Here is a 23,517-nt window from a genome sequence, read left to right as displayed (position 1 = left end):
TCCCTGCAGGCGAACCACCCGGCGTCCCATCCGACAGCGGACGCCACTCGTTCCGAAGTCAGTGGGGTGAGCGGAGGTGATCGGACCGGCGCTCGAGAAGCTCATCGACGCCGTCACGACGCACAATCGAGTCGTGATCGTCGTTATGTTGCTCCTGACGGCGGGCATGGTCGCCGGCGTCTCGAACCTCGACACGACCCAGCAGGCCGAAGAGGACCCGGACGAGTTCGGGGACATCGAAGAGCTCGACGCGCTCGAGTACGTCGAGGAGCGCTACGCGGACCGCGAGACGGAGAACGTCTCCTACGCGGCCGTCTACGTCAGCGCCGACGACGGAAACGCCCTCTCGAAGGCGGCGCTCCTCGAGGCGCTGCACTACCAGCAGGCGGTCCTCGAATCGGACGAACTCACCGACGCGCTCGCGACGGACGGCGACGTCGTCGGCGTCGCGAACCTGGTCGCGATACAGCTCGCCGACGACCCCGCCGCCGATCTCGAGGCCCAGCTCGACGCACTCGAGGCGGCCGACGACGAGGCGGTCGCGGCAGCCGTGTCGGCGACGCTCTCCCCTGAGTCGGAGGCGTTGCAGTTCGTCCCCGCGAGCTACGAGCCCGGGAGCGAGACGAGCCCTGACCACCGGCTCCTGTTCGCGCTCGAAACGACCGACGAGGAGGCCTACAGCGACGCCACGGCGGTCCTCCACGAGGAAGCTGGCGAGCGCGATGACCTCGAGTTCTTCACGGTCGGCGAACACGCCTGGGCCGAGGGGAACCAGCAGCTGAACGAGAACACGACCCAGCTCATCCTGCCGGTGGCGCTGGCGCTCATCCTGGGCGTCCTCGCGTTCACCTACCGCGACCCCGTCGACGTCGTCGTCGGGATGACCGGCGTCGTCGTGTCGATCTGCTGGATGTTCGGCATCCTCGGCTGGCTCGGCGTCGCCGCCGGGATGACGATGATCATTGGACCCGTCCTGATCGGCGGGATCAGCATCGACTTCGGCTTCCACGTCTTCAACCGCTACCGCGAGCAACGCGGACCCGACGACGGGATCCGCGAGCCGATGAAGCGCGGCGTCCGCTCCGTGGCGGTCGCATTCGGCCTCGTGACGGTCACCGCGGCGGTCGGATTTCTCGCGAATCTCGCCAACCCGCTGACGCTGATCCGGCAGCTGGGCGTCGGCATCACCCTCGGCGTCGCCTCCGCGTTCGTCGTCTTCGTGACGCTCGTGCCCGCGTTGAAGGTGAGCGCCGACGGGCTACTCGAGCGCGTCGGATTCAACCGTCGCAAGCGGCCGCTCGGTCACGGCCCCTACCTGCGTCGCGCCCTCGGCGCGAGCGTCACCCTGGCGCGATACGCGGCCCCGGTCGTCGTCGTCGTGGCGCTCGTCGCGGGGGCCGGCGGAGCCGTCGCCTGGACCGCCCTCGACGAGGAGAGCTTCCAGGAACAGACCGATTCGGCGGCCGAGTGGAAACAGAACCTGCCCGGACCGCTCGCCTGGGACGATCCGGACATCTTCGAACACGACCGGTACGTCCAGGAACGCTACCAGACGCCGGACGACGACGAAGCCGCCCACGCACAGCTGCTCGTTCGGGGCGACGTCACCGACGACGCCGCCCTCGAGGCCGTCGACGACGGGCTCGAGACCGCCGACGAAACCGGCTTCGCGTTCGAGCAGCCGGGTGTGAACACGGCGGTCTCGCCGCTGTCGGTGATGGACGCCGTCGCCGAAACCGACGAGGAGTTCGCCGCCACCTACGAAGCGGCCGATACGACCGGCGACGGCGTCCCCGACGAGAATCTCGAGGCGGTGTACGACGAACTCTACGCGACCGCACCCGCGGAGGCGAGCCAGGTGATCGAACGCACCGACGGGGAGTACGACTCGCTGCGCGTGATCGTTCCCGTCGACCGAAGCACCACCTTCGACGAACAGGCCGACGGCGCCCGTGAGGTGGCGGCGACCGTCGAGGCCGGGAACGCGGAGCTGACGGCGACGCCCGTCGACATGGCGACGATCAACCAGGCCGTCCTCGGGGAGATCACCCAGGGCATCCTGCACACGCTGGTGATCGCAGTGAGCGTGATCGCCGTGGGACTGGCAGCCATCTACCGCGTGAGCCGGGACAGCGCGACGCTCGGACTCGTGACGGTCGTTCCGATCGCGCTGGTGATCGGCCTCGTCGTCGGTGGTATGCACCTCTTCGAGATCCCGCTGACGATGCTCACGGCCCTCCTGATGAGTCTGGTCGTCGGCCTCGGCATCGACTACAACATCCACATTAGCGACCGGTTCGCCCAGGAGCTCGAGGCCGGCCGCGACGCACTCGAGGCGCTCGAGCTCGCCGTCACCGGGACGGGCGGCGCGCTACTCGGCAGCACCCTCACCTCCGCCGGGGCGTTCGCGACGCTCGTCTTACATCCACACCCTCAGCTCGAGAGCTTCGGCGCGATGGTCGTACTCGCGCTTCTGGCCTCGTTCCTGCTGAGCGTGGTCGTCCTGCCGAGCATGCTCTACCTCTGGGCGCGGCATCTGGGAACCACCACGCCCGAGCGATCGGTGGCACCGGCCGTCGCGTCCGAGGACTGACCGCTACTCGAGCGATCCGACTGTTCGACGGCGCCTGGGCCGGCTGGTAGCAGACGTGCCGTCGCGTTCTACCACCGTCACCCGCTCCGAGCCGTCGACGGTGACCGTGTAGTCACGGTACTGAAACGAGAATACCGCGTCCACAGCCGAGCGCGGCCCGACCGGCTGAAACAGTTGCTCGAGTACCTCCAGGTCGATAACGTCGTACAGTGGCGGATCGAGCGTTTCGACGGGTTCGTTCTCGTGCGCTGCGATCTTCCGTGCAACGTTCACACAGAGTGCGTCGTCCTGTGGCATACTATCAGTTCTCGGTAATCCGGTCGAAATTCGTAACTTCGCAACGGCGATTCGTGGGGTCGAATCAGGTGATCAGATCGAGGCCGCTGGCGTTCGCTAAGATGTCACTCTTTTCTGAGAGGTCTGCCACTTCACCGATGTCGGTCGGGTGGAGGTCATCGACGAGCGCGGTCATGAATTCGTTCGCCGTGTACTCGTAGTTGCCCTGGTCGTCCTTTACCTGCAAAGGTTCGTCCGCCTCATGCGGGACGTAGTCACGCTCGTTCGCCGCCGCGAGCACGTTCGCCCCCATCCACATGTTGTTCAGGAGGATCGCCCAGTTGAACAGGAACACCCGCTGGTTCCGCATCGGCGTCGCTGATTTCGGCATGAAGTCGTGTTTCAGCATCCGATACGCCGTTTCGATACCCCAGCGGAGACGGTAGTCGGCGGCCAGCGCCGCGCCGCCACCATCGACGGTCTCTGGGTCGATGTTCGTGTAGAACGCTTCCCAGTTCTTCGGGTCTTCGAGGCCGGTGTCGGCCCGCTTCAGCCGCTTCTCCGACGGGTTCACGAACAGATAGTGGTCGGCGTCGTCGGACGCGCCAATGCCGATTTCGTAGGGCTGAGAGTTCCACGAGTCTTCACGGAGTTCCGTGCCCATGATGAGGTCCTCGAACGCGCCCATGTTCCGGGGCGCGGTGATGACGAAGTCCTGGTCGCGCTCCTTCAGCTCGTCCTTGATCTTCTCGGTGTAGAAGTCCTTGTCGAGAAACACACGCCCGATGTCGAACTTCGCTTCCGAGTAGTTGAGAAGCTGATTCAGGTGGTAGGCCCGCCGGTTCCGCCGTTCGACCGACCGCGCGGCGAACGTCATCGGCACCGGCGTTCCCACGAGCGAAACGGTGGCGAACTGCCACGAGTGCGAGTAGTTCCGCCCGGGCTTCGTCCCTTCGACGGCACCGGGCTGTTCGCGTTCTTCGTCCGGCGTGTCTTCGTCGTCGATTTTCCCGAACCACGGCCACCCGGTGAGGTCTACGGCGAGATCGGGGCGGTCGGGGAGCAGATTGTAGCGGTCGAGCAGGTCCAGGTACTGCTCGAAGGCGCAGATGAACATCCCCCGAAAGTGGCCGCGTGAGGACTCGCGCACCTGATTCCAGAGCGCCTTCGAAGTCGGCGTCTTCCGCGCCCAGTAGTACGGTTTCTGCCGGAGACTGTCCCGGGCGTTGTTCGGATGGATGTTGTGGTGGGACGCGAGTTCGTACGGCTTGAACACCTCCCACTTGTCGTAGTACGGGTCCGTGCGACCGAGTTGGATGCAGGCGTAGCCAGTCGTCTTCATCGCCCGCGTGAGCTTCACGAGTTCCGGTGCGTCCATCCCGTCGGCCATGGCCTCCGGGTCGGGCGCGTCACGGAGATCGGCCATCTCGACACTCTCGTCTTCGGCCCACCGCGCGACGTTCTCCGTCGCGGTTTCGAAGCGTGCGAGTTTCTCGTCGGGGATGCGGTCGCGGATGTTGTCGATGGTGCGCTCGCTGACGCGCTCGGAGACGTGCATCTCCTCGTGGACCGCGTGGTCATCCATCTGCTCTTCGAGCCTGTAGGACGGCGTGTCGGTGAGTTCTTGGCCGAGAATTAGGCGTTGGGCTTCGGCGTCGGTGAGATCACGGGCGAGCCCGTCGACGTCGAGTTCGAACCGCGTGGTGCGGAGCACCCCGATGCGACCGACGGCCTCTCGTGGGGAGAGGCCGCGCTGGAGAGCGTCACGTAGCTGGTCTTCAATCGGTATCGGGTCACCGAGTGTGGCGACCTTGACGTCGGGCTGTTCGCCGTAGGCGTTCTCGTCAGAATTCTTCTGGAGGTTCGTTCCCGCTACGAGGTTCTCTTTAGCGCCGGACGGGTCGGCCATTTCCCACGAGCCGTTGAGCCCGCCATCGTCCGCCATTTCCAAGACAATTGATGGGTAGCCGCCGTTAAAATACCGTTTCGAGTCTCAATTGATTAGGCATTATCCATAGTGGAACAGTCGATGAATAGGTGGGTGAACATTGTGTTCCAGTACGACCGAGACCATCAACCCATCTGACGAGGTAAAGACTCTATTCGTTTGACCGCCAGTCTTCCTCTAAAAGTCCATAACAGTGGAGGTCAAGGTATTGCCCCTCATGGAAGACGTGATCTTGAAGAGTCCCCTCGTGAGCGAATCCAAGTTTGTCGGCCAGCCCACGCGAGGATTGGTTGGAATCGAAGATTCGAGCTGTGATTTTGTTAATCGGTAGGTAGTCGAATCCATAATCAATCACCAACCGGCAGGCCTCGGTGGCTACCCCTTGCCGTTGGGATTCAGGAGCCACATAGCAGGTGAGTTCAGCGTTACCCCAGTTCTTGTCAACGTCTACGAGCCGAACTCGGCCTACCGCCTCTTCACGGCAGATGAGCAACGCGACTCCTGAATTCTGTTCCTCAAATCTATCAGCGGTCAAGGCAGAGTACCACGGGTCACCTGACCCGTGGGTGAATGCCGACAAATCACTACACTTACAACGATTCACGACAATTTATTGACGATGCAAGATGCAGGACTGACCCAGACGCTTTCTTTTGGATTAACCATCCAAACGGGTAGTCCTGACAACTTGTACAAAGGGTGTCTCGAAGCCCGACGAGTTCGCAACGAAGTCAACCGCCTCGACCGTGAGGGATGGGACTGGGACGACATCCACGACACCGTAGTGGATAACGCCAACCTCGTGAAAAACACGACTCAACTCCTCGTCCAGAAAGCACTGGGTGAGATAGAGACGTACCACGACCACAAAGACAACGAGTGGGGCCGACCGTTTCCCTACATTGACGAGACGTATCCAATGCGGATGAATCACAACGAAGGATACGCCCTCACTGTAGATGATTCGGGAGATGTTCGCTTCAGAGTCAGTTACAAACCGTACAACCACGTCAAAGGCGTACTTCGCGGTAGTCCCAACCACCTCGAACGAGTCAAGAACGCTCTTAACTCTGACTCGTGGAGAGTGGGCGTAGCTGAACTCGTGTATAAACACGACGAATGGCGAGTACACGTCACAGTCACCCACAAGACACGCACCGTAGCGTCTCCAGACTACGCAGAGACAGTAGTTGGTGTGGACATTAACGAGGACTGCGTGGCACTCACCGCGCTGAATAGAGCTACTGGTGACGTACTCGATTCAGTCGTCATCGAGTACCCCGACATCAAACGAGTTCGCCACGAGTTTTTCACCAAACGGAAGCGGATGCAGAAAGTCGGACAATCCGCGTTCGAGAACGTGGTCCAAACCGAAGAACAAGACTTCGTTCACGACCAACTCCATAAAGTATCGCGCGACGTAACACGATGGGTTTCGCAATTCAACGAACCGGTAATCGTCTTTGAAGACCTCAAAGACATGCGAGACTCAATCGATTACGGCACGCGAATGAACCGGCGCTTGCACTCCTTGCCGTTCGCCGCACTCCGAGATATGGTGACGTACAAAGCCGCTTGGGGTGGAATCCCCTCAGACGATGTTGACCCGGCGTACACGAGTCAACGCTGTCCGCGAACGGAATGCTTGCACACCGAGCGAGCGAATCGGCGTTGGAAGCGGTTCAAATGTATGGAGTGCGACTTCCAAGACCACGCTGACCGGAAAGCAGCGGTTTGTGTGGCGCAAGAATGGTTCCACGAGCAGAATGAGAATGTGCCGTCTCTCGAAACCCTTCCAAGTGTTCGGAAGGTGAGACGGACGGCATCGGGCCTGTGTGAAGAGGCCGACTCTCACGGAGCAGTTTTCGCTTCGGGTGTTTACCGACACGGAAAGTCGGCGCGAGACTCGCAGAGTCAAGCGCGAGAGGAATTAAAGACCGTTGCCCCGACTACAGGGTAGACACGGACGCCACGGGTCACCCGACCCGTGGTACTTCACTTTCCATCTCCTGTTTATTCCGAGGTCCGGGAGCACCGAATCCCTGCCAGAGCTCCGGATTATTAATCATCTCGTGGAGAAAGTCGATGTCTTCCTCTTCAATTGTTCGGAGGGTAACGGACTCTCCACGCAAATACACAGCACCAGGCATGCCCACACCTTTTCAATAATGGAAGAAATAGATTGGGTTGAATTGACGGAAGATGGCTACAACTATCCTGTACGAAGAACTGCATCCAAGCCAACTTTACATCAGCGCACGGAAAATGCGAGACGTGATAGAGTGGTTTGACTTCGACGACCCCGAATATGACGCTCTCCCGGTATATATCCTCGATGAAAACCTGACCCTCTTAGATGGGCATACGCGTGCGTTTGTCGCATATCTTGGTAATGTGGATTCGCTACGAATCCAAGAACTGGATGACTCCGACGTGGAAGAGTTGAATCTTGAGTTGTACCGGGAGTGCATTGACTGGTGCCAAGAGGAGGGTGTGACCGACCTTTCTGACCTCGTAGGCCGAGTAGTGAGCCACACGACCTATGAAACGAAATGGATCGACCGATGTCATTCCTCCGAATACTACGAATAGTTGTCTTGGAACTGCATTTACAGATTCAGGGATAGTGGTTAGCAGAAGCTCTGTCCTCTGCGAATGGGCCTTGTCAAGCGGGACAATGTCGAGCGTTGTAAGCACGCGGACAGAATAGTCTATTACCGGAAATCAGGCTATCATCCAGATTCTGATATTCCTAGCGGAAGCTCACGCTGTTTTAGTCTGTTGAGTAAGTCTTGATACTTACGGAACTAACAGCTACAAAGTTGCGAATCTCGATTCGATTACCGAGGACTGCTATAGTACTCGTTGAAACGATTTACACCCGGCCACAGCCGAGCGGCCAGCCTCGGCAAGAGGCCGAGGCTGGCCGCCGATGTTCGTGGCCGGATGTGCAATGACTTTCAACGTGTACTATAGCCGCTGACCACACTCCCCGCAATGAATGTCAGTCAGACGAACGGATGACGCGACCGAACGCGCCCGCGGCTCGACGGCAGCGATTCCAGCGCCGGACGGTGCAACGACCAGCGGAAAGGTTTTTACGCCGATCACACCGACTCGAGCGCGTGCGACTGGTCTTGGATCCGGACGGCGACGCCGAGGTGCTGGCGAGCGAGGTCGACACCGCCGACTCGATCCTCGCGCAAACTCGGGGGCTAATGTTTCGACGGTCGATTCCCGACGACTACGCGCTCGCGTTTCGATTTCGACGGGCGAAGACCCGTGACGTCCACATGCTGTTCGTCCCCTTTTCGATCGACGTCGTCTGGATTGTCGACGATCGGGTCCGACGGATCGAACGGCTCCGGCCCTGGATCGGCTACGCCCGGGAGAAGTGCGACCTGCTCGTCGAACTCCCCGCCGGCGCGGCCGATGGACTCTCGGTGGGCGACGAACTCGTCCTCGAGGAGTGATCGGACTCACGGGCCGGGGGCGTCCGTCTACTGCTCGAGCGGTTCGTAGACGTACGAGCGGCGGATGTCGACGTCGTAGGTGATCGTTCCTCGAGGCAGTCGCCGGAGGTACCACACGGCGTAGAGATCGCCGATCGAGCCAGCCGTGTTCAGAATCAACACGAACGCCGCTGTGATCGCAACGGTTGGAGCCGGAGCGGCCAGTAACGGAACGCAGACGGTCGTGAGGACGACGAGCGGCGCCAGGCCGACGCGAAGCAGTTCGTCCCGCTCATGGAACTGGCTGAAGGCCGCCGCATAGAACGCCCCCATCGTGGGGACGACACCGTAGGAGACGTCGTATCCGTAGTAGGCGAAGGCGGCGCCATGGAGCAGTTCGTGGATGACGGCCGTCACGACCAACGCGACGAACAGGGGTACGGCGAGGGCAGTCAGGTCGATCACGTAGCCCGTCGTCCCCCCGTCGGTCGTCACCTGGGCGAGCGCAGAGACCACCTCCGCTCTCTGGACCAGTAGCAAGAGGCCGCCGAAACCGAGCGTTGATCCGATCCCCAGGAGCACCGACCCGAGCAGCAAGACGGGCGTCGGATACTCGAACGCGTACGGCTCGGCGTAGCCGTCCGGCGCCGGGGGAAACTCCGGTGCTGTCGTCGCGTCGTGGTTTTCGAGGGTGGTCGTCACGGGAGGCGAGTGGGCTACCGCTTCGTGCCGACCACGACGAACGTCTCACGGCGCTCGTGGGCGTCCGTGATGCGAAAGTCGGCCTCGAGGAGCGCCGACTGGGCAGTCGCGAGGTCGCGATACTCGTCCTCGTCGTGAGCGTCGCGCTCCCCGGCACCCGTCGCTGACCAGTCGACGATCACGAGGCGGCCACCCGGCCGGAGGACGCGAGCGACCTCCTCGAGTGCCGGCTCGAACCCGTGGTGATACGTTCGGACCGAAACGCCGCCGTCGAGGGAGTCGTCGGGAAAGGGGAGCGAGGTAAAGTCGGCGGTGATTGGTGTGACGTTCGCCGGCACCCCCTGGTCGCGGTAGGCTGCGTGGAGGCCCGGCCTGACGTCGACCGCGAAGACGGCGTCGACGACCGGGGCGAGCTCGCTCGTGAAGATGCCGCCACCGCTGCCGAAGTCGGCCACGCACCAGTCGGGGGCGGGATCGAGGAACGTCCGGAGCTCCTCGCCCGAACAGTACCGAAAGGCGTTCGGGCTGGTGAGTTTCGCCACCCGCTCCGGGTCGTATGGGTCTGGGGACATAGTGATCTGTGAATCGAAGAATCACAACCCCGTGAGTTAAACGTACGGCCCAGTCACTCGACGACGACGACCTCGCCGTCCTCGACGCGCACGTCGAGGAGGCTCGTCACCTCGACTGGCAACTCGGCGTCGACGTCCACCCGGCGGAGGACGACCACGACGTCGACCAGCTCGGCGCCGATCGACTCGAGGGCGGCGCAGACGGCCTCGATCGTTCCGCCCGAGGAGAACACGTCGTCGACGAGGAGGACCCGGTCGCCGGCGTCGATGCCGTTTACGTGCATCTCGCTCTCACCATAGCTCGTCTCCTGGTGGACGGCCACCTCGTCGGGAAAGCCGTAGGCGCGCTTGCGGACGACGACGAACGGCACGTCTGTCTCGAGCGAGAGCGCGGTCGCGTGGTGGATGCCCATCGACTCCGGGGCGACGATTTTGTCGACGGCCTCGAGATCGACGCGATCGCGGATGCCGTCGGCGACCGCACGCAGGACGTCGGGTTCGACCAGCGGGATACCGTCGGTGACGCCGTGGACGAAGTACTCGTAGTCGTCGCGTTCGACCACCGGCGCCTCGCGCAGCGACCGGACGAGCGGGCGGAGAGTTCCCTCCATGATCGTCGTCGACTACGACGTGCGGGGGAAAGGGTGTTCCCCTCCGGTTACGACGCGCGGCGAAAGGCGTCCACCTCCCACTACGACGTGGGGAAACGAGCGTCCACCTCCGACGAACGTAACAGAAACCCTGACGAAACGAAGGCAAATTTCTGCTTTTCCAACGCCCTTTTATAGTCGACGTGAATACCTGGACCTACACATGGCACGAGAGACGCCCACTGTGGAGGATAGAGTAAGTCGCCGCAAGGCGGCTGGCCGGGAAATTCGACCCCGAAACTGATTCTCAGCCCTTCACAGTCGGCCGCGATGGACTCCAGGTAGCCGACGATCGGACCGTTGAATTGCTCGACACGACGCTTCGCGACGGTGAGCAAGCGCCAGGCATCTCCCTTTCCCCCGACGAAAAAGTCGAGATCGCCCGCGCGCTCGAGCGAACCGGCGTGGCCGTCATCGAGGCGGGCAGCGCCTGCACCGGCGCGGGCGAACGACAGGGCATCTCCCGCGTGACCGACCTCGACCTCGACGCGCTCGTGACGAGCTTCTGTCGCGGACTCCAGGTCGACGTCGACCTCGCGCTCGACTGCGACGTCGATGGCGTCCACGTCGTGGTGCCCTCGAGTGACCGCCACGTCGAGGGCAAGGTCGGAACGACTCACGAGGGCAACCTCGAGACGACGGCCGAGCTCGTCGAGTACGCGAACTCCCACGGCCTCTGGGTCGAGGTCATCGGCGAGGACGGTTCGCGTGCGGACCTCGACTACCTCGAGGAGCTGCTGGGCACCGCCCTCGACGCGGGTGCAGACCGGGTCTGTTTCGCCGACACGGTCGGTCACACGGGCCCCGAACGAACGTACGAGGCCGTTTCCCGCCTCTCCGCGCTCGGTCCGACGAGCGTTCACACCCACGACGACCTCGGGCTCGGCGTGACGAACGCCCTCGCGGGTATCTCCGCGGGTGCGGACCTCGTCCACTGCACCGTCAACGGGCTCGGGGAGCGCGCTGGCAACGTCGCCTTAGAGGAGGTGGCGATCGCTCTCGCACACGTCTACGACGTCGAGACGCTCGAGCTCGCGGAGCTGTACGAACTCGCGCAGGTCGTCTCCCGGGCGACGGGCGTGGCGCTCCCGCCAAACAAGGCGGTGATCGGCGAGAACGCCTTCACCCACGAGAGCGGCATCCACACCGACGGCACGCTCAAAGACGAGAAGATGTACGAGCCCTACCCGCCGGAGACGGTCGGTCGGGAGCGTCGGCTCGCCCTCGGCAAACACACCGGACGGGCGGGCGTGAAGGCCGTGCTCGAGGAACACGGCGTCGAGGCGAGCGACGACGAGCTCGCCGAGATCGCGAGTCGGGTGACCGAACTCGGCGACCGTGGCCGCCGGGTCACCGACGCCGACCTGCTGGCCGTCGCCGAGGACGTCACTGGCGACGACCGCGAGCGCACCGTCGAACTGCTGGGGCTCACCGCCATCAGCGGGAGCGACGTCCCGACCGCGAGCGTCCGACTCGACGTCGCGGGCGAGGAACACGTCGCCTCCGGCACGGGTTCTGGTCCCGTCGACGCTGCCGTCTCCGCCGTCCGGAAGGCGCTTGGGACGGCCGCCGACGCCCAGCTCGAGGCCTACCAGGTCGACGCGATCACCGGCGGCACCGACGCCGTCGTCACCGTCGAGGTGACGATGAGCCGCGACGACCGCTCGGTCACCGTCGCCAGGAGCGAAGCCGACATCACGCGCGCGAGCGTGACGGCGATGGTCGACGCGCTCGATCGGCTGCTCGAGGACGACCAGGACGTGCTCGCGCCGGCGGACGATTAGCCGGGCCCGTCGGCCCCGACCGACGGGTGACCGTCGGTTTCGTGACTGACCCAACCGAGCCGTGAGCCGACGGTGTGAACGAGAGTGGAATCGCGCCTCGAGTTCAAAACCGGTCGTGAATACGGGTTTATTTGTATTCTCCGACGAAAGCCCGTCTCATGCGCGAGTATCTCGAGCTCGTCGACGCGGTGCTCTCTGCGGGCACCTACAAGCCGAACCGGACCGGCGTCGACACCATCTCGTCGTTCAGCCAGCACTACGCGATCGACCTGGCAGCGGGGTATCCCCTCCTGACGACCAAAAAGATGGACGGCTACCGCTGGAACTCGATGCTTCATGAGGTCTGCTGGTACCTCTCCGGACAGGAGCACATCCGGGAGCTGCGCGAAGAGACGAAAATCTGGGACGCCTGGGCGGACGAGGCGGGCCACCTCGACACCGCCTACGGGCGATTCTGGCGACGGTACCCGATCCCCGAAGCGGACGCCCGCCTCGAGGGCGAGTCCTGGCCCGACGAGGCCCACCGGTGGGTGACCGAGGAGGCCGACGGCCGGCTGACGTTCGACCAGTTGCAGTACGTGATCGACACGCTCTCTGACAGCCCGAACTCCCGTCGGCTGGTCGTCAACGCCTGGCACCCCGCCAACGCGGCCATCTCGACGCTGCCGCCGTGTCACTACACGTTCGTCTTCAACGTCCAGGGGAATCGGCTCAACTGCCACCTCACCCAGCGGTCAGCCGACACCGCACTCGGCGTGCCGTTCAACATCGCCGCCTACGCCCTCCTGACGAACGTCGTCGCCCAGCAGACCGGCTTCGAACCCGGTACGTTCGCTCACACGCTCGTCGACGCCCACGTCTACTGCGGCCGTGGCGAGCGCGGCGAGTGGTACGCCGACAACCTCGAGGCCCTCCAGTCCCGGCTCGCCGGGGTCGACGAGCGAGAGGCGTACCTCGAGGTCAAATCGTGGCTCGAGGCCGAGGCGCCGCCCGAAGCCGAGGGCGACGAGCGCCTCGACCACGTCCCCGGCCTGCTCGAGCAGTTGTCGCGAGCGCCCCTCGAGCGTCCGGTCCTCGAGGTCGCGGACGTCTCGATCGACGAGCTGACCGCCGAGGACGTCGAGCTGCGCGAGTACGAATCCCACGACGGAATCAGGTTCGGAGTGGCAGAATGAGTGAGGATACGGACACGCCCGCCGCCGAGTCCGGTCACGAACTGGTCGCCATCGTCGCCGTCGCCGAAAACGGTATCATCGGCGCCGACGGCGACATGCCGTGGGACGTCCCCGAGGACCTCGCGCACTTCAGAGAGACGACGGTGAACCACCCCGTCATCATGGGACGGATCACCTACGAGGGAATCCTCGAGGCCCTCGGCGAACCCCTCCCCGGCCGAACGACGGTCGTACTGACGAGTCGCGGACTCGAGGAGGAATCGACCGACTACGAGAACGTCGTCGTCGCGAACGGGCTTGAGGAGTCACTCGAGGCGGCCGCCGCCGCCGCAGACGAGCGCCACGACGGGGTCGACCGCATCTTCGTCGCGGGCGGGGCGACGATCTACGAGCAGTATCTCCCCGCCGTCGATCGGCTGGTGCTGACAGAAATTTACGACGAACCCGACGGGGACACGTCCTTCCCCGAGTGGGACCGCGAGGAGTGGACCGAAGTCTCGCGAGACGAGCGCGACGGCTTTGCCTTTCTCGAGTTCGTCCGCCGCAGGTGAGGGCGTCGCTCGAGTCGACGCCGTCGGTTCGGAAAGCGGTTCGTCACAGCCGTCTCCTCACGCAAACTCGCTGGCACACCACGGCGAATTCGTCGTCGCGGATGCCTGTTGCGGTGAACGTCATGGAGTCGCTCGACAGACCACGGAAAAACGGTAACGTTCCCTCAGTTCGCTTTCGACCGCGTAAAGCGGTATTCGATGGTTCCGAGTCCCGGGACGTCGATCGTTCGGTGTGTCCCCTGCTGCTGGCTGAGGTGTCGATCGATGGATCGGTAGGTGACGATGACGACGACGCTCCCGGCGAGCGCGGCGGCCGACAGCGTCGGATACGAAACGGCGACCAGCGGTGCGTAGAAGACGAAAAACAGCGCCAGGAAGGCGCGGAGGGAGATATCTACTGGCGGTTCGACGGACTGTGGTGATGGCTGTTTAATCATTGGTTTGATGCTAAGTGGTTGCGCTGATAGTCAGTTGTATCTGCACGGTTAAAAGCTTTCATATTCCAAATACTTTCTGGCGAGTGTTATCAATAGACATTGATTGAGAGGGGTCGAGAGTAGGATATTCGTGGAGTAATTGGTGGCATGGTAATGTGTCTCGGATAAATCAGCGATCTTTGATTTTCGCGTCCCGGGCGCTCGCTCGGGCGTATCGCCAGGCGTCTCACACGTACGTGTCAGTGGTCACGAAGACTGGCCGAGAATCGTCCCGCACACGACGATCGGCTGTCCCACGATCGGGCACACCGATGGCCGTTCGTGGGCGCCAGGGTTGACTGCTATAGGTTCTCGAGGTCCCAGCCGACGAACTCGACTTCGGTGTCGACTGCGAACGCGTCGAGTGCCCTGGCGAGGCCGAGGTAGAGGCCGGCGAGCGCGCCGATCCCCACGATCACGTCGTCGTCGAAGTGGTCGGCCAGCCGGTCGTGAACGTCGTCGTCGACGTCGCCCTCGACGAAGGCGTCCACGTAGTCGACGGCAGCGGCGAGCTCCGGCTCGAGTGCCTCGTGATCGCCGCTCGAGATCGCCCGGATCTGCTCGCGGGTCATGCCCTCGTCGAGTGCGACGCGGACGTGCTGGTGCCACTCGTAGGGTGCGTCGGCGTGGCAGGAGGTCGCCAGAATAACGGTCTCGCGTTCGTGTGGGGTCAGGCCACTCTCCTGCCAGACCGTCGAGCCGTACGAACGGAACGCCTCGAGAACGGCCACGTTGTTCCCGAGCAGCCGATAGACGTTCAGGGTCCCCCCTTCCAGCTCGTGGGCTCGCTCCGCTTCCTCCGTCTCGGAAAGCGTGTCGAGCAGGGCTCGTTTCTCCGCGGGCAAATCGTCCGGGTCGACGTATGGAACGCGAACCATAGCATCCCGTCACGACGAGGTGACGTATATCCCTAGATTGCGGCACGTCCGAAGGGAACCGTTCGGAACGTCCACAATATGTGTTTGTTCTAGTAGTAAGGTGCGCCGTGCTTTTATCATCTGTGGCCCTAGGGTCCCCATGGACGACCCAACCCAGCGCAACCGGCTCGACGCAGAGGAGAGCCCGTACCTGCGCCAGCACGCGGACAACCCCGTCAACTGGCAGCCGTGGGACGAGGCGGCGCTCGAGGCGGCCCACGAGCGCGACGTGCCCATCTTCCTCTCGATCGGCTACTCGGCGTGTCACTGGTGTCACGTCATGGAAGAAGAGAGCTTCGCCGACGAGGAGGTCGCCGCGGTGCTGAACGAACACTTCGTGCCGATCAAGGTCGACCGCGAGGAGCGCCCCGACGTCGACAGTATCTACATGACCGTCTGCCAGCTCGTCACCGGCAGGGGCGGCTGGCCGCTCTCGGCGTGGCTCACGCCGGACGGCAAACCGTTCTACGTCGGCACCTACTTCCCCAAGCACTCTCGGCGGGGGATGCCCGGCTTTCTGGACGTCCTCGAGCGACTCCGGGAGTCGTGGGAGGACGATCGGGAGGAGGTCGAGTCCCGCGCACAGCAGTGGACCGACGCCGCGAAGGGGCGACTCGAGGAGACACCCGACTCGATCCGGGCGTCGGCACCGACGAGCGACGTGCTCGAGTCGGCCGCGGACGCGGCGGTCCGGAGCGCCGATCGCGAGTACGGCGGCTTCGGGAGCGACGGCCCGAAGTTCCCCCAGCCCGGGCGGATCCACGCCCTCCTTCGTGCCCACGACCGGACGGGCCGAGACGAGTACCGCGACGTCGCCCTCGAGACGCTCGACGCGATGGCCGCGGGCGGACTCTACGACCACGTCGGCGGCGGCTTCCACCGCTACTGCGTCGACCGCGACTGGACGGTGCCCCACTTCGAGAAGATGGGCTACGACAACGCCGAACTCCCGCGGGCGTACCTCGCTGGCTACCAGCTGACCGACGACGATCGGTACGCCGCGGTCGTCCACGAGACGCTCGAGTTCGTCGATCGGGAGCTAACGCACCCCGAGGGCGGCTTTTTCTCCACGTTGGATGCCCAGAGCGAGGAGCCCGAGACCGGCGAGCGCGAGGAGGGCGCGTTCTACGTCTGGTCGCCCGAGGAGGTCCACGAAATCCTCGAGGACGAGACCGACGCCGAGCTCTTCTGTGCCCGCTACCAGGTCACCGAGTCGGGCAACTTCGAGGGGACGAGCGTGTTGAACCTCGATGCGTCGATCGAGGAACTGGCCGCGGAGTACGATCTCGAGGCGAGCGAGGTCGAACGGCGACTCGAGGCCGCCCGCGAGACGATCTTCGAGGCGCGCGAGGAGCGCCCGCGACCGAACCGCGACGAGAAGGTGCTCGCGGGCTGGAACGGGCTCATGATCTCGGCGTTCGCCGAGGCCGCGATCGTCCTCGGAGAAGAGACCTACGCCGAGTCGGCCGTCGACGCCCTCACGTTCGTTCGCGATCGTCTCTGGGACGACGAGGCGGGGCGGCTGGCTCGCCGCTACAAGGATGGGGACGTGGCCGTGGACGGCTACCTCGAGGACTACGCCTTCCTCGCTCGTGGGGCGCTCGACTGCTACCAGGCCACCGGTGCGGTCGACCACCTCGCGTTCGCGCTCGAGTTAGCACGGACGATCGAGGAGGAGTTCTGGGACGAGGTGCAAAAGACGCTCTACTTCACGCCCGAGAGCGGCGAGTCGCTGGTCACCCGGCCCCAGGAGCTCGACGATAGCTCGACGCCCTCCTCGGCCGGCGTGGCCGTCGAGACACTGCTCGCCCTCGAGGAGTTCGCCGACGACGACCTCGCGGGGATCGCCGAGGCGGTCCTCGAGACCCACGCCAACCGTCTCACCTCGAATCCGCTCCAGCACGTCAGCCTCTGTCTCGCCGCCGACCGCCTCGAGTCAGGCGCGCTCGAGGTGACGGTCGCCGCCGAGGAAGTGCCCGACGAGTGGCGCGAACGGTTCGTGACCTCCTATCGACCCGACCTGCTGTTCGCCCGCCGGCCGCCGACGGAGGAGGGACTCGAGGCGTGGCTCGAGCGCCTCGAGCTCACGGAAGCGCCGCCGATCTGGGCCGGCCGCGAGACGCGCGAGGGCGAGCCGACGCTCTACGTCTGTCGGGATCGGACGTGTTCGCCGCCGACGCACGACGTGGGTGAGGCGCTCGAGTGGCTCGAGGAGTTCGGTGGGGGCGGCGACGGCGACGTGCTGTACTCCAGATAACGATGGTTGTAGTCTCTTCCCGGTGATCGCCCCACCGGGACGGCGATCACCGGTACACAGTTACAACCGTCATTATGGCGCCGTCGCGGTCAGCGCTCGAGTCGGTCCGACCGGCTGGCGGGCTCGAGCGACACCGGATACTCGGTGAGGTTCTCGTAGCCATCCTCGGTGACGACCACGAGGTCCTCGATGCGGACGCCGCCGACGTCGGGGTCGTAGAGGCCGGGTTCGATCGTGATCACGTGACCCGGCTCGAGTTCGCCGCCGGCCGGCGAGACGCTCGGCGCCTCGTGGAGCGCCAGCCCGACGCCGTGGCCCGTGCTGTGGATGAAGCCCGTCTCTGCACCGGGGTCGCTCCGGAGAGTGTCGAAACCGGCGGCTTCGATGACGTCACAGGCTGCGTCGTGGACCTCGGCGCCCGTGACGCCCGGCTCGACGGCCTCGAGGGCGGCCTCGTAGGCCTCTCGCGTCACCTCGTAGCGTCGGCGCATCTCGTCGGTCGGCTCCCCGCGGAGGAACGTCCGGGTCACGTCGCCGAAGTACTTCGTCTCCTTGTCCCGTGGGAAGATGTCGACCACGATCAGTTCGTTCGCACGGAGCGGCCCGCTCCCGCGGTCGTGGGGGTCCGCGCCGTCGGCCCCGCAGGCGACGATGGCGTCGTCGAGCCCGCAGTTGTAGTGCAGAAGTTCGATCTCGAGTGCCGTCTTGACGCGCTCGCTCGTGAGCGGCTCGCCCTCGTGGACGAGGACGCCGTCTTCGATCTCGGCACCGGCGATCAGCCCCTCGACGACGGCCATCGCGGCCTCGTTCGCCCGCTGAGCCTCGCGCACGTGCTCGATCTCCTCGTCGGTTTTTCGTGCGCGAATCTCCTCGACGATCCCCTCGGGTTCGACGACCACCGAGAGCTCCTGTTCGCGGAGCCCGTCCGCCGTCCCCGTCGGGAATCCTTTCGGCACGGCGACCGACTCGACGCCGTGGTCCGCGAGGAACGCCGCGACGACGCGAACGCGTCCTTCGTAGGTGCCGTACCCCTCCAGCAGCGATCGGTAGTCGTACTCCGAGAGCCGAGTGACGGTGTCCACGTCGGCTTCCTTCACGGCGCGGCCGTACTCGAGGCCCGAGACGAGGACGTGTACGCCGTCGTCGGTCACCAGCGTCACGTACGCGTCGGGGGCGTCGAACCCCGAGACGTACCGCTGGTCGGGATCGGTGGAGTCGTCGTCGATGAGGTAGCCGTCGATGGATTCGCGCTCGAGATAGCGGTGCAACGGTGAGAGGTCGACGTGCATGGCAGGACGTCTGTGAGCGGGACGCATAATTGCGCGGATTACGGAACGTTAGACGAGACACACCCGAACGGCAGTTTCACGACCCAGTCCTCGAGTGTGTACTTGCGCTGCAGTCACACTGGACGACAGTCAGGAATACAAATACGTTTCGGGAACTTGCCCGGCCGCGCAGTCCCTGGCCCGTTATATGGGTCCCTGGTACGAGGCTCGAAGCAGATGCAATCAGACGATTCCGAACGAAGACGATCCCGGATCGGCCGGCGTCGGTTCGCCGGTATGCTCGGTGCCGGGCTGGTCGCCAGCTCGACTGCCGGCTGTCTCTCGTCGATGCCGATGCTGGGCCAGCAGGTCCGGTACGCCGACGTCGACGTGCCCGAGTCCGACGAGCCGACCTATCGCGAGTGGACGCCCGCTAGCTTCTCTCGGACCGACGGAGACGTTCCCCGCGTCGACTACCTCGCCCCGCGAGAGGTCTACGGCGACGACGCGTTCGTCACCGGCACCCACGACCTTATTACCGGCGTGTTCGCCTCGTACCTCGATTACCTCGGGGTCGGCTACCGGAACTACGACGACCTGATCAATCTCGGGGACGCCGTCGTCGGCCGTGGCTCGTTCGACGCGACGTCGGTCCGGGAAACGGTTCTCGATAGCGGCTACGAGGCGGCCGGCGAGTACGAGGGGTACGACCTGTTCGAGCGCCCGGGAACCGACCGTGCCGTCGCCGTTCGCGACGGCACGATGGTCTACAGCGGGGTCGAACGCGCCCCCGCAGTCGTCGAGGCGGTCGTCGACGCGGGGGCTGGACGACGCGAGCGACTGCACGAGGTCGACGACGCGTTCGACACGATCAGCCGGAACCTGGGGGCGATGCCGGCGATGTCGTTCTGGCGCGCCACCGACGGCGCGGGCGAACCGCTCGGAATCGAACTGTTCGAGGGGCACGATCCGCGATGGAGCGTGGTCTGTTCCACGTCCGACGCCGAGTACGCCTACGAGGTGATCCACGTTCGACTCGGGACGGCGGCGACGTTCTCCGAGCGACGCCTGAAAACCCATCTCGAGGACCGCAACGAGTGGGCCAGGGCACACACCGCCGACGTCACCGTCGACGGGTCGGCCGTCGACGTCGCCGTCAAATGGACGCGCGAGGAGGCGCTCGAGTGGGCCGGCGACCAGGAGCGACCGGCCCCGCCCCAGATCACGTGGGAGACGACGGTCGAAGACGGCGGCGACGCGGTTCGTATCGCACACCTGGCCGGCGACGCGGTCGACGCGGCCGACCTCCGGCTCGTCTATCCCGGAACCGACGTCCCAGTCGAACCCCAGTTCGACGACCGGTTCGACACGGTCGAGCCGGGCGACGAACTGACGGTCGACGTCGGCGACCGATCCGACGCCACGTCCCTCCAGGTCGTGTACGAACCGAACGAGTCCCAGGTGCTCGTCCTCGAGTACCAGCACCTCGAGTGAGACCGTGCGCCAACGATGGACGACCGAACCGCCGGCGCCACGGGGGCACGTCAAAGACGACCGACCGATGCTGGTCCGCTCGATGCTCGAGGGGCGCAAGTGGTATCGACTCGGAAGACAGTCCGGTGGGGTTAACTATCGGATGACCGATCCCGAAGACGTGACCACGGAGCCGTCGCTCGAGACCGTCGTCGCCCTGCTCGACGACGAGTACGCCCGATCGATCCTCGAAGCGACGTGTGAAGAACCCATGACAGCGACCCAGCTCGCCGACCACTGCGACGCGTCGCTCTCGACGATCTACCGGCGGCTCGAGCGCCTCGAGGCGGCGGACGTCGTCCACGAACAGACCCGGATTCGCGAGGACGGTAACCACGATACGATCTACGCGGCTACCCTGGCTGAGGTCCACCTCCGCCTCGACGACGACGGGTTCACGTACGAACTGACCCGGCGCGACGAGGACGTGGTCGACCGGCTCTACCGGCTCTGGGGTGAGCTCTGAATGCTCGAGGACGTTCGAACGATGGAACTCGCCGTCGGCGCGTTCGCGCTCGGCGCGACGGTGCTCGGTCTCTACATCGGGATTCAGGCTCTTCGCGCGATGCGTCGATACGAGGAGCCCTCGCTGTGGTACCTCGCGCTGGGGCTAGTGTTGCTAACGGCTGTCACCTACACGACGTCATTCGTCGGCACGATCCTGATCAACCTCCGCCTGCTCTCGTTGCCCCAGCAGGACTGGTTCTGGCTCGCCGTCCACGTCACCCAGTTCGCTGGGCTCGCCCTGATCGCCTACGCGCTCCACCGGCGGCCGTCACGGCGAACACCGTGAGCTGCTCGTGGACAGCTGTCGCCGTTCCGGCGGATACCGGTACCGTGATAGGCGGACCGAACGACAGGCCGACCATGGACGTCACTCTCACACCCTCGAGCGTGCGCGGCGAGGCGCGCGCCCCACCGTCGAAGAGTTACACCCACCGGGCGATCCTCGCGTCGGGCTACGCCGACGGCGCGCTGGTCCACGACGCCCTCTGGAGCGCCGACACGCGGGCGACCGCCCGGGCCGTCGACCTGTTCGGCGGCGCCGTGAGCCGCGACCGCGAGACCGGACGCCTCGAGGTCGACGGCTTCGGCGGTCGTCCCGACGTCCCGCCGGACGTACTCGACTGCGACAACAGCGGAACGACGATGCGGCTGGTGTCGGCGACGGCCGCGCTCGCCGACGGGACGACCGTCCTCACCGGCGACGCCTCGCTTCGCTCGCGCCCGCAGGGACCGCTGCTCGAGGCGATCACCGACCTCGACGGCGTAGCGATGAGCACCCGCGGGAACGGCCAGGCGCCGCTCGTGATCACCGGCCCCGTCTCTGGCGGGACGGTGTCGATCCCCGGTGACGTCTCCTCGCAGTACCTCTCGGCGCTGCTGATGGCGGGTGCGGTGACCGACGAGGGAATCGAACTCGAACTCGAGACCGAACTCAAGTCCGCGCCGTACGTCGACGTCACGATCGAGGTGCTCGACGAGTTCGGCGTCGAGGCCCGACGAACGGCCGACGGGTTCGCCGTCGACGGCGGCCAGCACTACGAGCCGACCGACGGCGAGTACGCCGTCCCAGGTGACTTCTCGTCGATCTCGTATCTCGCTGCCGCAGGAGCCGTCGCCGGGGACGACGCCGTGCTCGTGAAGGGGGCCTACCCGAGCGCCCAGGGCGATATTGCGATCGTCGAGATTCTCGAGCGCATGGGCGCCGAGATCGACTGGGACGAGGCCGACGGCGTGCTCGAGGTCGCGGCCTCGGACCTCGAGGGGATCGAGGTCTCGGTCGAGGACACCCCCGACCTGCTGCCGACGATCGCGACTCTTGGAGCCGTCGCCAGCGGCGACACGCAGATTACGAACGCCGAACACGTCCGGTACAAGGAGACCGACCGGGTGAGCGCGATGGCCGAGGAACTCGGGAACATGGGCGTCGAGACGACCGAAGAGCAGGACGCGCTGACGATCCACGGCGACGAGTCGAGCCTCGAGGGCGCGACCGTCGACGGCCGCGGCGACCACCGGATCGTCATGTCGCTCGCGATCGCTGGACTGGTCGCCGACGGCGAGACGACGATTCAGGGGGCAGAGCACGTCGACGTCTCCTTCCCGAACTTCTTCGAGGTGCTCTACGAACTCGGGGCCGAACTCGAGCGACACGACTGATCGAAGCTCGAGGTCGCTCGAGTCGGTTCGAAGCGGGATCTGATACGCGCTTCAGAACTGACGAGAACGCAGGAACCCATAGTTCGTGACCAACAGCCACATCCAGTGGCAAAACTGCTGGCTCTCCCGACCCGACTCTCAACGGTTACGCTAGCGACCGCCCTCGAGTAACCAGCCGGCCTGGGGGCTGTCAGCGGCCGTTGCCAGATAGGCGGTAACCGTCTCTCGTTGCTCACCGAGTGTCTCACGTGCCGATCGGAGCTCGGATGCCTCGAGCGGCATCTCGTAGCTCCACTCTGCCTCATCGGCCTCGATACCCCGGTCGTGCTCGAACTCGCGGACGAGCTCGTCGAGATTCGTCTCGAGGTGCTCGAACGCCTGTTGAACGGCGTCATCTGGTTCGATTGGCTCGGTGACGTCTTCGACGTCGATGCTACCAGCCTCGCCGTGAATCCGTATCCGGAGTCCATCCTCGGTGACGTCGGACCCGTTTTCGGTCGGGTCGTGTACGTATCGAACGACGGTCTCGTGATCCACTCCTGTCCAGTAGGTGATAGTGATCTGAAACCGAGTGACTGCGCCATTCTTGGTGCTGACGCCGATGTGAGATCTCATGTTTGCCGGCCCGGCTAACTCCGTTTCTACTTCGCGGTCGTACGCCGAGTTGTACTCCAGTACCAGCATTCCGAACCCGACACTCGTGACGGCGAGTCCGGTCACGGTACCGAGATACGGCACCACCACCGCAATCGCGGCTGCGACTGCTCCCACTGCAACGACGAGCCACCAGTTCCCGGCGACCAGCCGTCCGACCGCCAGGTACCCGACTACGGTTGCAGCCACCGCGAGCACGGCGTAGACGAGCAACAGCGGGAGTGCGAGAGCCGCGAGCCCAAAAATGACGAGAACCAACAGGACGAGGATAAAACCGACGTTGACGCCAACGCCGTAGATCACCACCTCGGACGGGTTGTATCGGGCCCGGTCGGTCACCCGGCGGCCACGGTCGGAGTTGGCAACGACGAGCAAGCCGCCGATCAGGACCACGAGGGCGGCCACAACCACGTCCCCGGGAGACGTCTCGGTGACGCCTACCGCCCGCCAGCCGTTCATAACACCACTACCCGTGACCTCGGAGAGCAGGCCCATTTTCAACCACTATCTCTGTGTTCGTAATGTATTTTATGATTACATAGGTCT

General features: G+C 64.5%; 22 protein-coding genes. 12 read left to right on the top strand and 10 right to left on the bottom strand.

The features are described 5' to 3' along the window. The first annotated feature begins 76 nt into the window (after positions 1 to 76). Positions 77 to 2,593, top strand: coding sequence for an efflux RND transporter permease subunit (locus NMQ09_RS11635; protein ID WP_255190748.1), 2,517 nt, complete (start codon positions 77 to 79; stop codon positions 2,591 to 2,593). Positions 2,594 to 2,596: 3 nt separating this feature from the next. On the opposite strand, the gene NMQ09_RS11630 is transcribed toward NMQ09_RS11635, so the two are convergent. From NMQ09_RS11630 to NMQ09_RS21075, 3 genes are all read right to left on the bottom strand, one after another. After that, the gene (locus NMQ09_RS11630) at positions 2,597 to 2,890 is read right to left on the bottom strand and encodes a HalOD1 output domain-containing protein (RefSeq protein WP_255190747.1); all 294 of its coding nucleotides are present in this window, start codon (positions 2,888 to 2,890) and stop codon (positions 2,597 to 2,599) included. Positions 2,891 to 2,954: 64 nt separating this feature from the next. Then, the gene (locus NMQ09_RS11625; RefSeq protein ID WP_255190746.1) at positions 2,955 to 4,814 is read right to left on the bottom strand and encodes a transposase; all 1,860 of its coding nucleotides are present in this window, start codon (positions 4,812 to 4,814) and stop codon (positions 2,955 to 2,957) included. A 154-nt stretch (positions 4,815 to 4,968) separates the two neighbouring features. Continuing rightward, positions 4,969 to 5,421 (bottom strand): GNAT family N-acetyltransferase, encoded by a 453-nt coding sequence (locus NMQ09_RS21075; RefSeq protein WP_345781262.1) that lies wholly within the window; start codon positions 5,419 to 5,421, stop codon positions 4,969 to 4,971. Between the two features lie 15 nt (positions 5,422 to 5,436). Here NMQ09_RS21075 and NMQ09_RS11620 point away from each other — a divergent pair, with 15 nt between their 5' ends. The 3 genes from NMQ09_RS11620 to NMQ09_RS11610 all read left to right on the top strand — a co-directional run bounded on the left by NMQ09_RS11620 (position 5,437) and on the right by NMQ09_RS11610 (position 8,290). Next, the gene (locus tag NMQ09_RS11620; protein ID WP_255190745.1) at positions 5,437 to 6,777 is read left to right on the top strand and encodes a transposase; all 1,341 of its coding nucleotides are present in this window, start codon (positions 5,437 to 5,439) and stop codon (positions 6,775 to 6,777) included. 314 nt (positions 6,778 to 7,091) lie between these two features. Then, positions 7,092 to 7,409 carry a histone acetyltransferase gene (locus NMQ09_RS11615; RefSeq protein ID WP_255190744.1) on the top strand — a complete coding sequence of 106 codons (318 nt, stop codon included), beginning with the start codon at positions 7,092 to 7,094 and terminating at the stop codon, positions 7,407 to 7,409. Positions 7,410 to 7,942: 533 nt separating this feature from the next. After that, positions 7,943 to 8,290, top strand: a complete 348-nt coding sequence (locus NMQ09_RS11610; RefSeq protein WP_255190743.1) for a DUF192 domain-containing protein — start codon at positions 7,943 to 7,945, stop codon at positions 8,288 to 8,290. 27 nt (positions 8,291 to 8,317) lie between these two features. On the opposite strand, the gene NMQ09_RS11605 is transcribed toward NMQ09_RS11610, so the two are convergent. The 3 genes from NMQ09_RS11605 to hpt are packed head-to-tail and all read right to left on the bottom strand — an operon-like array spanning position 8,318 to position 10,154. After that, the gene (locus tag NMQ09_RS11605; RefSeq protein ID WP_255190742.1) at positions 8,318 to 8,971 is read right to left on the bottom strand and encodes a DUF3267 domain-containing protein; all 654 of its coding nucleotides are present in this window, start codon (positions 8,969 to 8,971) and stop codon (positions 8,318 to 8,320) included. Between the two features lie 14 nt (positions 8,972 to 8,985). Continuing rightward, positions 8,986 to 9,543: a class I SAM-dependent methyltransferase gene (locus NMQ09_RS11600; RefSeq protein WP_255190741.1), complete on the bottom strand. Its 558-nt coding sequence runs from the start codon at positions 9,541 to 9,543 to the stop codon at positions 8,986 to 8,988. A 53-nt stretch (positions 9,544 to 9,596) separates the two neighbouring features. Further along, a complete protein-coding gene (gene hpt / locus NMQ09_RS11595) occupies positions 9,597 to 10,154 on the bottom strand; it encodes a hypoxanthine/guanine phosphoribosyltransferase (protein WP_255190740.1) in 558 nt (185 codons plus the stop codon). Between the two features lie 254 nt (positions 10,155 to 10,408). On the opposite strand from hpt, the gene NMQ09_RS11590 reads away from it, so the two are divergent. From NMQ09_RS11590 to NMQ09_RS11580, 3 genes are all read left to right on the top strand, one after another. Then, positions 10,409 to 11,977: a (R)-citramalate synthase gene (locus NMQ09_RS11590; protein WP_345781297.1), complete on the top strand. Its 1,569-nt coding sequence runs from the start codon at positions 10,409 to 10,411 to the stop codon at positions 11,975 to 11,977. A gap of 158 nt (positions 11,978 to 12,135) precedes the next feature. Beyond that, positions 12,136 to 13,152: a thymidylate synthase gene (thyA, locus tag NMQ09_RS11585; protein WP_255190739.1), complete on the top strand. Its 1,017-nt coding sequence runs from the start codon at positions 12,136 to 12,138 to the stop codon at positions 13,150 to 13,152. Next, positions 13,149 to 13,703 carry a dihydrofolate reductase gene (locus NMQ09_RS11580; protein WP_255190738.1) on the top strand — a complete coding sequence of 185 codons (555 nt, stop codon included), beginning with the start codon at positions 13,149 to 13,151 and terminating at the stop codon, positions 13,701 to 13,703. Before thyA ends, NMQ09_RS11580 begins: the two co-directional genes overlap by 4 nt. A gap of 164 nt (positions 13,704 to 13,867) precedes the next feature. On the opposite strand, the gene NMQ09_RS11575 is transcribed toward NMQ09_RS11580, so the two are convergent. After that, positions 13,868 to 14,140, bottom strand: coding sequence for a hypothetical protein (locus NMQ09_RS11575; RefSeq protein WP_255190737.1), 273 nt, complete (start codon positions 14,138 to 14,140; stop codon positions 13,868 to 13,870). 341 nt (positions 14,141 to 14,481) lie between these two features. Beyond that, positions 14,482 to 15,057, bottom strand: a complete 576-nt coding sequence (locus tag NMQ09_RS11570) for a carboxymuconolactone decarboxylase family protein (protein WP_255190736.1) — start codon at positions 15,055 to 15,057, stop codon at positions 14,482 to 14,484. A gap of 139 nt (positions 15,058 to 15,196) precedes the next feature. On the opposite strand from NMQ09_RS11570, the gene NMQ09_RS11565 reads away from it, so the two are divergent. Beyond that, positions 15,197 to 17,353, top strand: coding sequence for a thioredoxin domain-containing protein (locus NMQ09_RS11565; protein WP_255190735.1), 2,157 nt, complete (start codon positions 15,197 to 15,199; stop codon positions 17,351 to 17,353). Between the two features lie 89 nt (positions 17,354 to 17,442). On the opposite strand, the gene NMQ09_RS11560 is transcribed toward NMQ09_RS11565, so the two are convergent. After that, positions 17,443 to 18,642 carry a M24 family metallopeptidase gene (locus tag NMQ09_RS11560; protein WP_255190734.1) on the bottom strand — a complete coding sequence of 400 codons (1,200 nt, stop codon included), beginning with the start codon at positions 18,640 to 18,642 and terminating at the stop codon, positions 17,443 to 17,445. A 216-nt stretch (positions 18,643 to 18,858) separates the two neighbouring features. On the opposite strand from NMQ09_RS11560, the gene NMQ09_RS11555 reads away from it, so the two are divergent. The 4 genes from NMQ09_RS11555 to aroA all read left to right on the top strand — a co-directional run bounded on the left by NMQ09_RS11555 (position 18,859) and on the right by aroA (position 22,317). Further along, complete coding sequence (locus NMQ09_RS11555; RefSeq protein WP_255190733.1) at positions 18,859 to 20,115, top strand: hypothetical protein; 1,257 nt, start codon at positions 18,859 to 18,861, stop codon at positions 20,113 to 20,115. A 160-nt stretch (positions 20,116 to 20,275) separates the two neighbouring features. Then, positions 20,276 to 20,620, top strand: coding sequence for an ArsR/SmtB family transcription factor (locus tag NMQ09_RS11550; protein ID WP_255194585.1), 345 nt, complete (start codon positions 20,276 to 20,278; stop codon positions 20,618 to 20,620). Further along, complete coding sequence (locus NMQ09_RS11545; RefSeq protein ID WP_255190732.1) at positions 20,621 to 20,947, top strand: DUF7521 family protein; 327 nt, start codon at positions 20,621 to 20,623, stop codon at positions 20,945 to 20,947. It abuts the gene before it with no gap. A 74-nt stretch (positions 20,948 to 21,021) separates the two neighbouring features. Beyond that, entirely contained in the window at positions 21,022 to 22,317 is a 1,296-nt protein-coding gene (gene aroA, locus NMQ09_RS11540) for a 3-phosphoshikimate 1-carboxyvinyltransferase (RefSeq protein WP_255190731.1), read from the top strand. Positions 22,318 to 22,467: 150 nt separating this feature from the next. Here aroA and NMQ09_RS11535 read toward each other — a convergent pair whose 3' ends face one another. Further along, positions 22,468 to 23,466: a DUF7718 family protein gene (locus tag NMQ09_RS11535; RefSeq protein WP_255190730.1), complete on the bottom strand. Its 999-nt coding sequence runs from the start codon at positions 23,464 to 23,466 to the stop codon at positions 22,468 to 22,470. Positions 23,467 to 23,517: the final 51 nt, after the last annotated feature.

Origin of the sequence: Natronobeatus ordinarius (assembly GCF_024362485.1) — an archaeon.
GTDB classification, from domain to species: domain Archaea; phylum Halobacteriota; class Halobacteria; order Halobacteriales; family Natrialbaceae; genus Natronobeatus; species Natronobeatus ordinarius.
The sequence above is the reverse complement of the archived record's forward strand: the minus strand, read 5'-3'. Positions and strand labels throughout refer to the sequence as shown.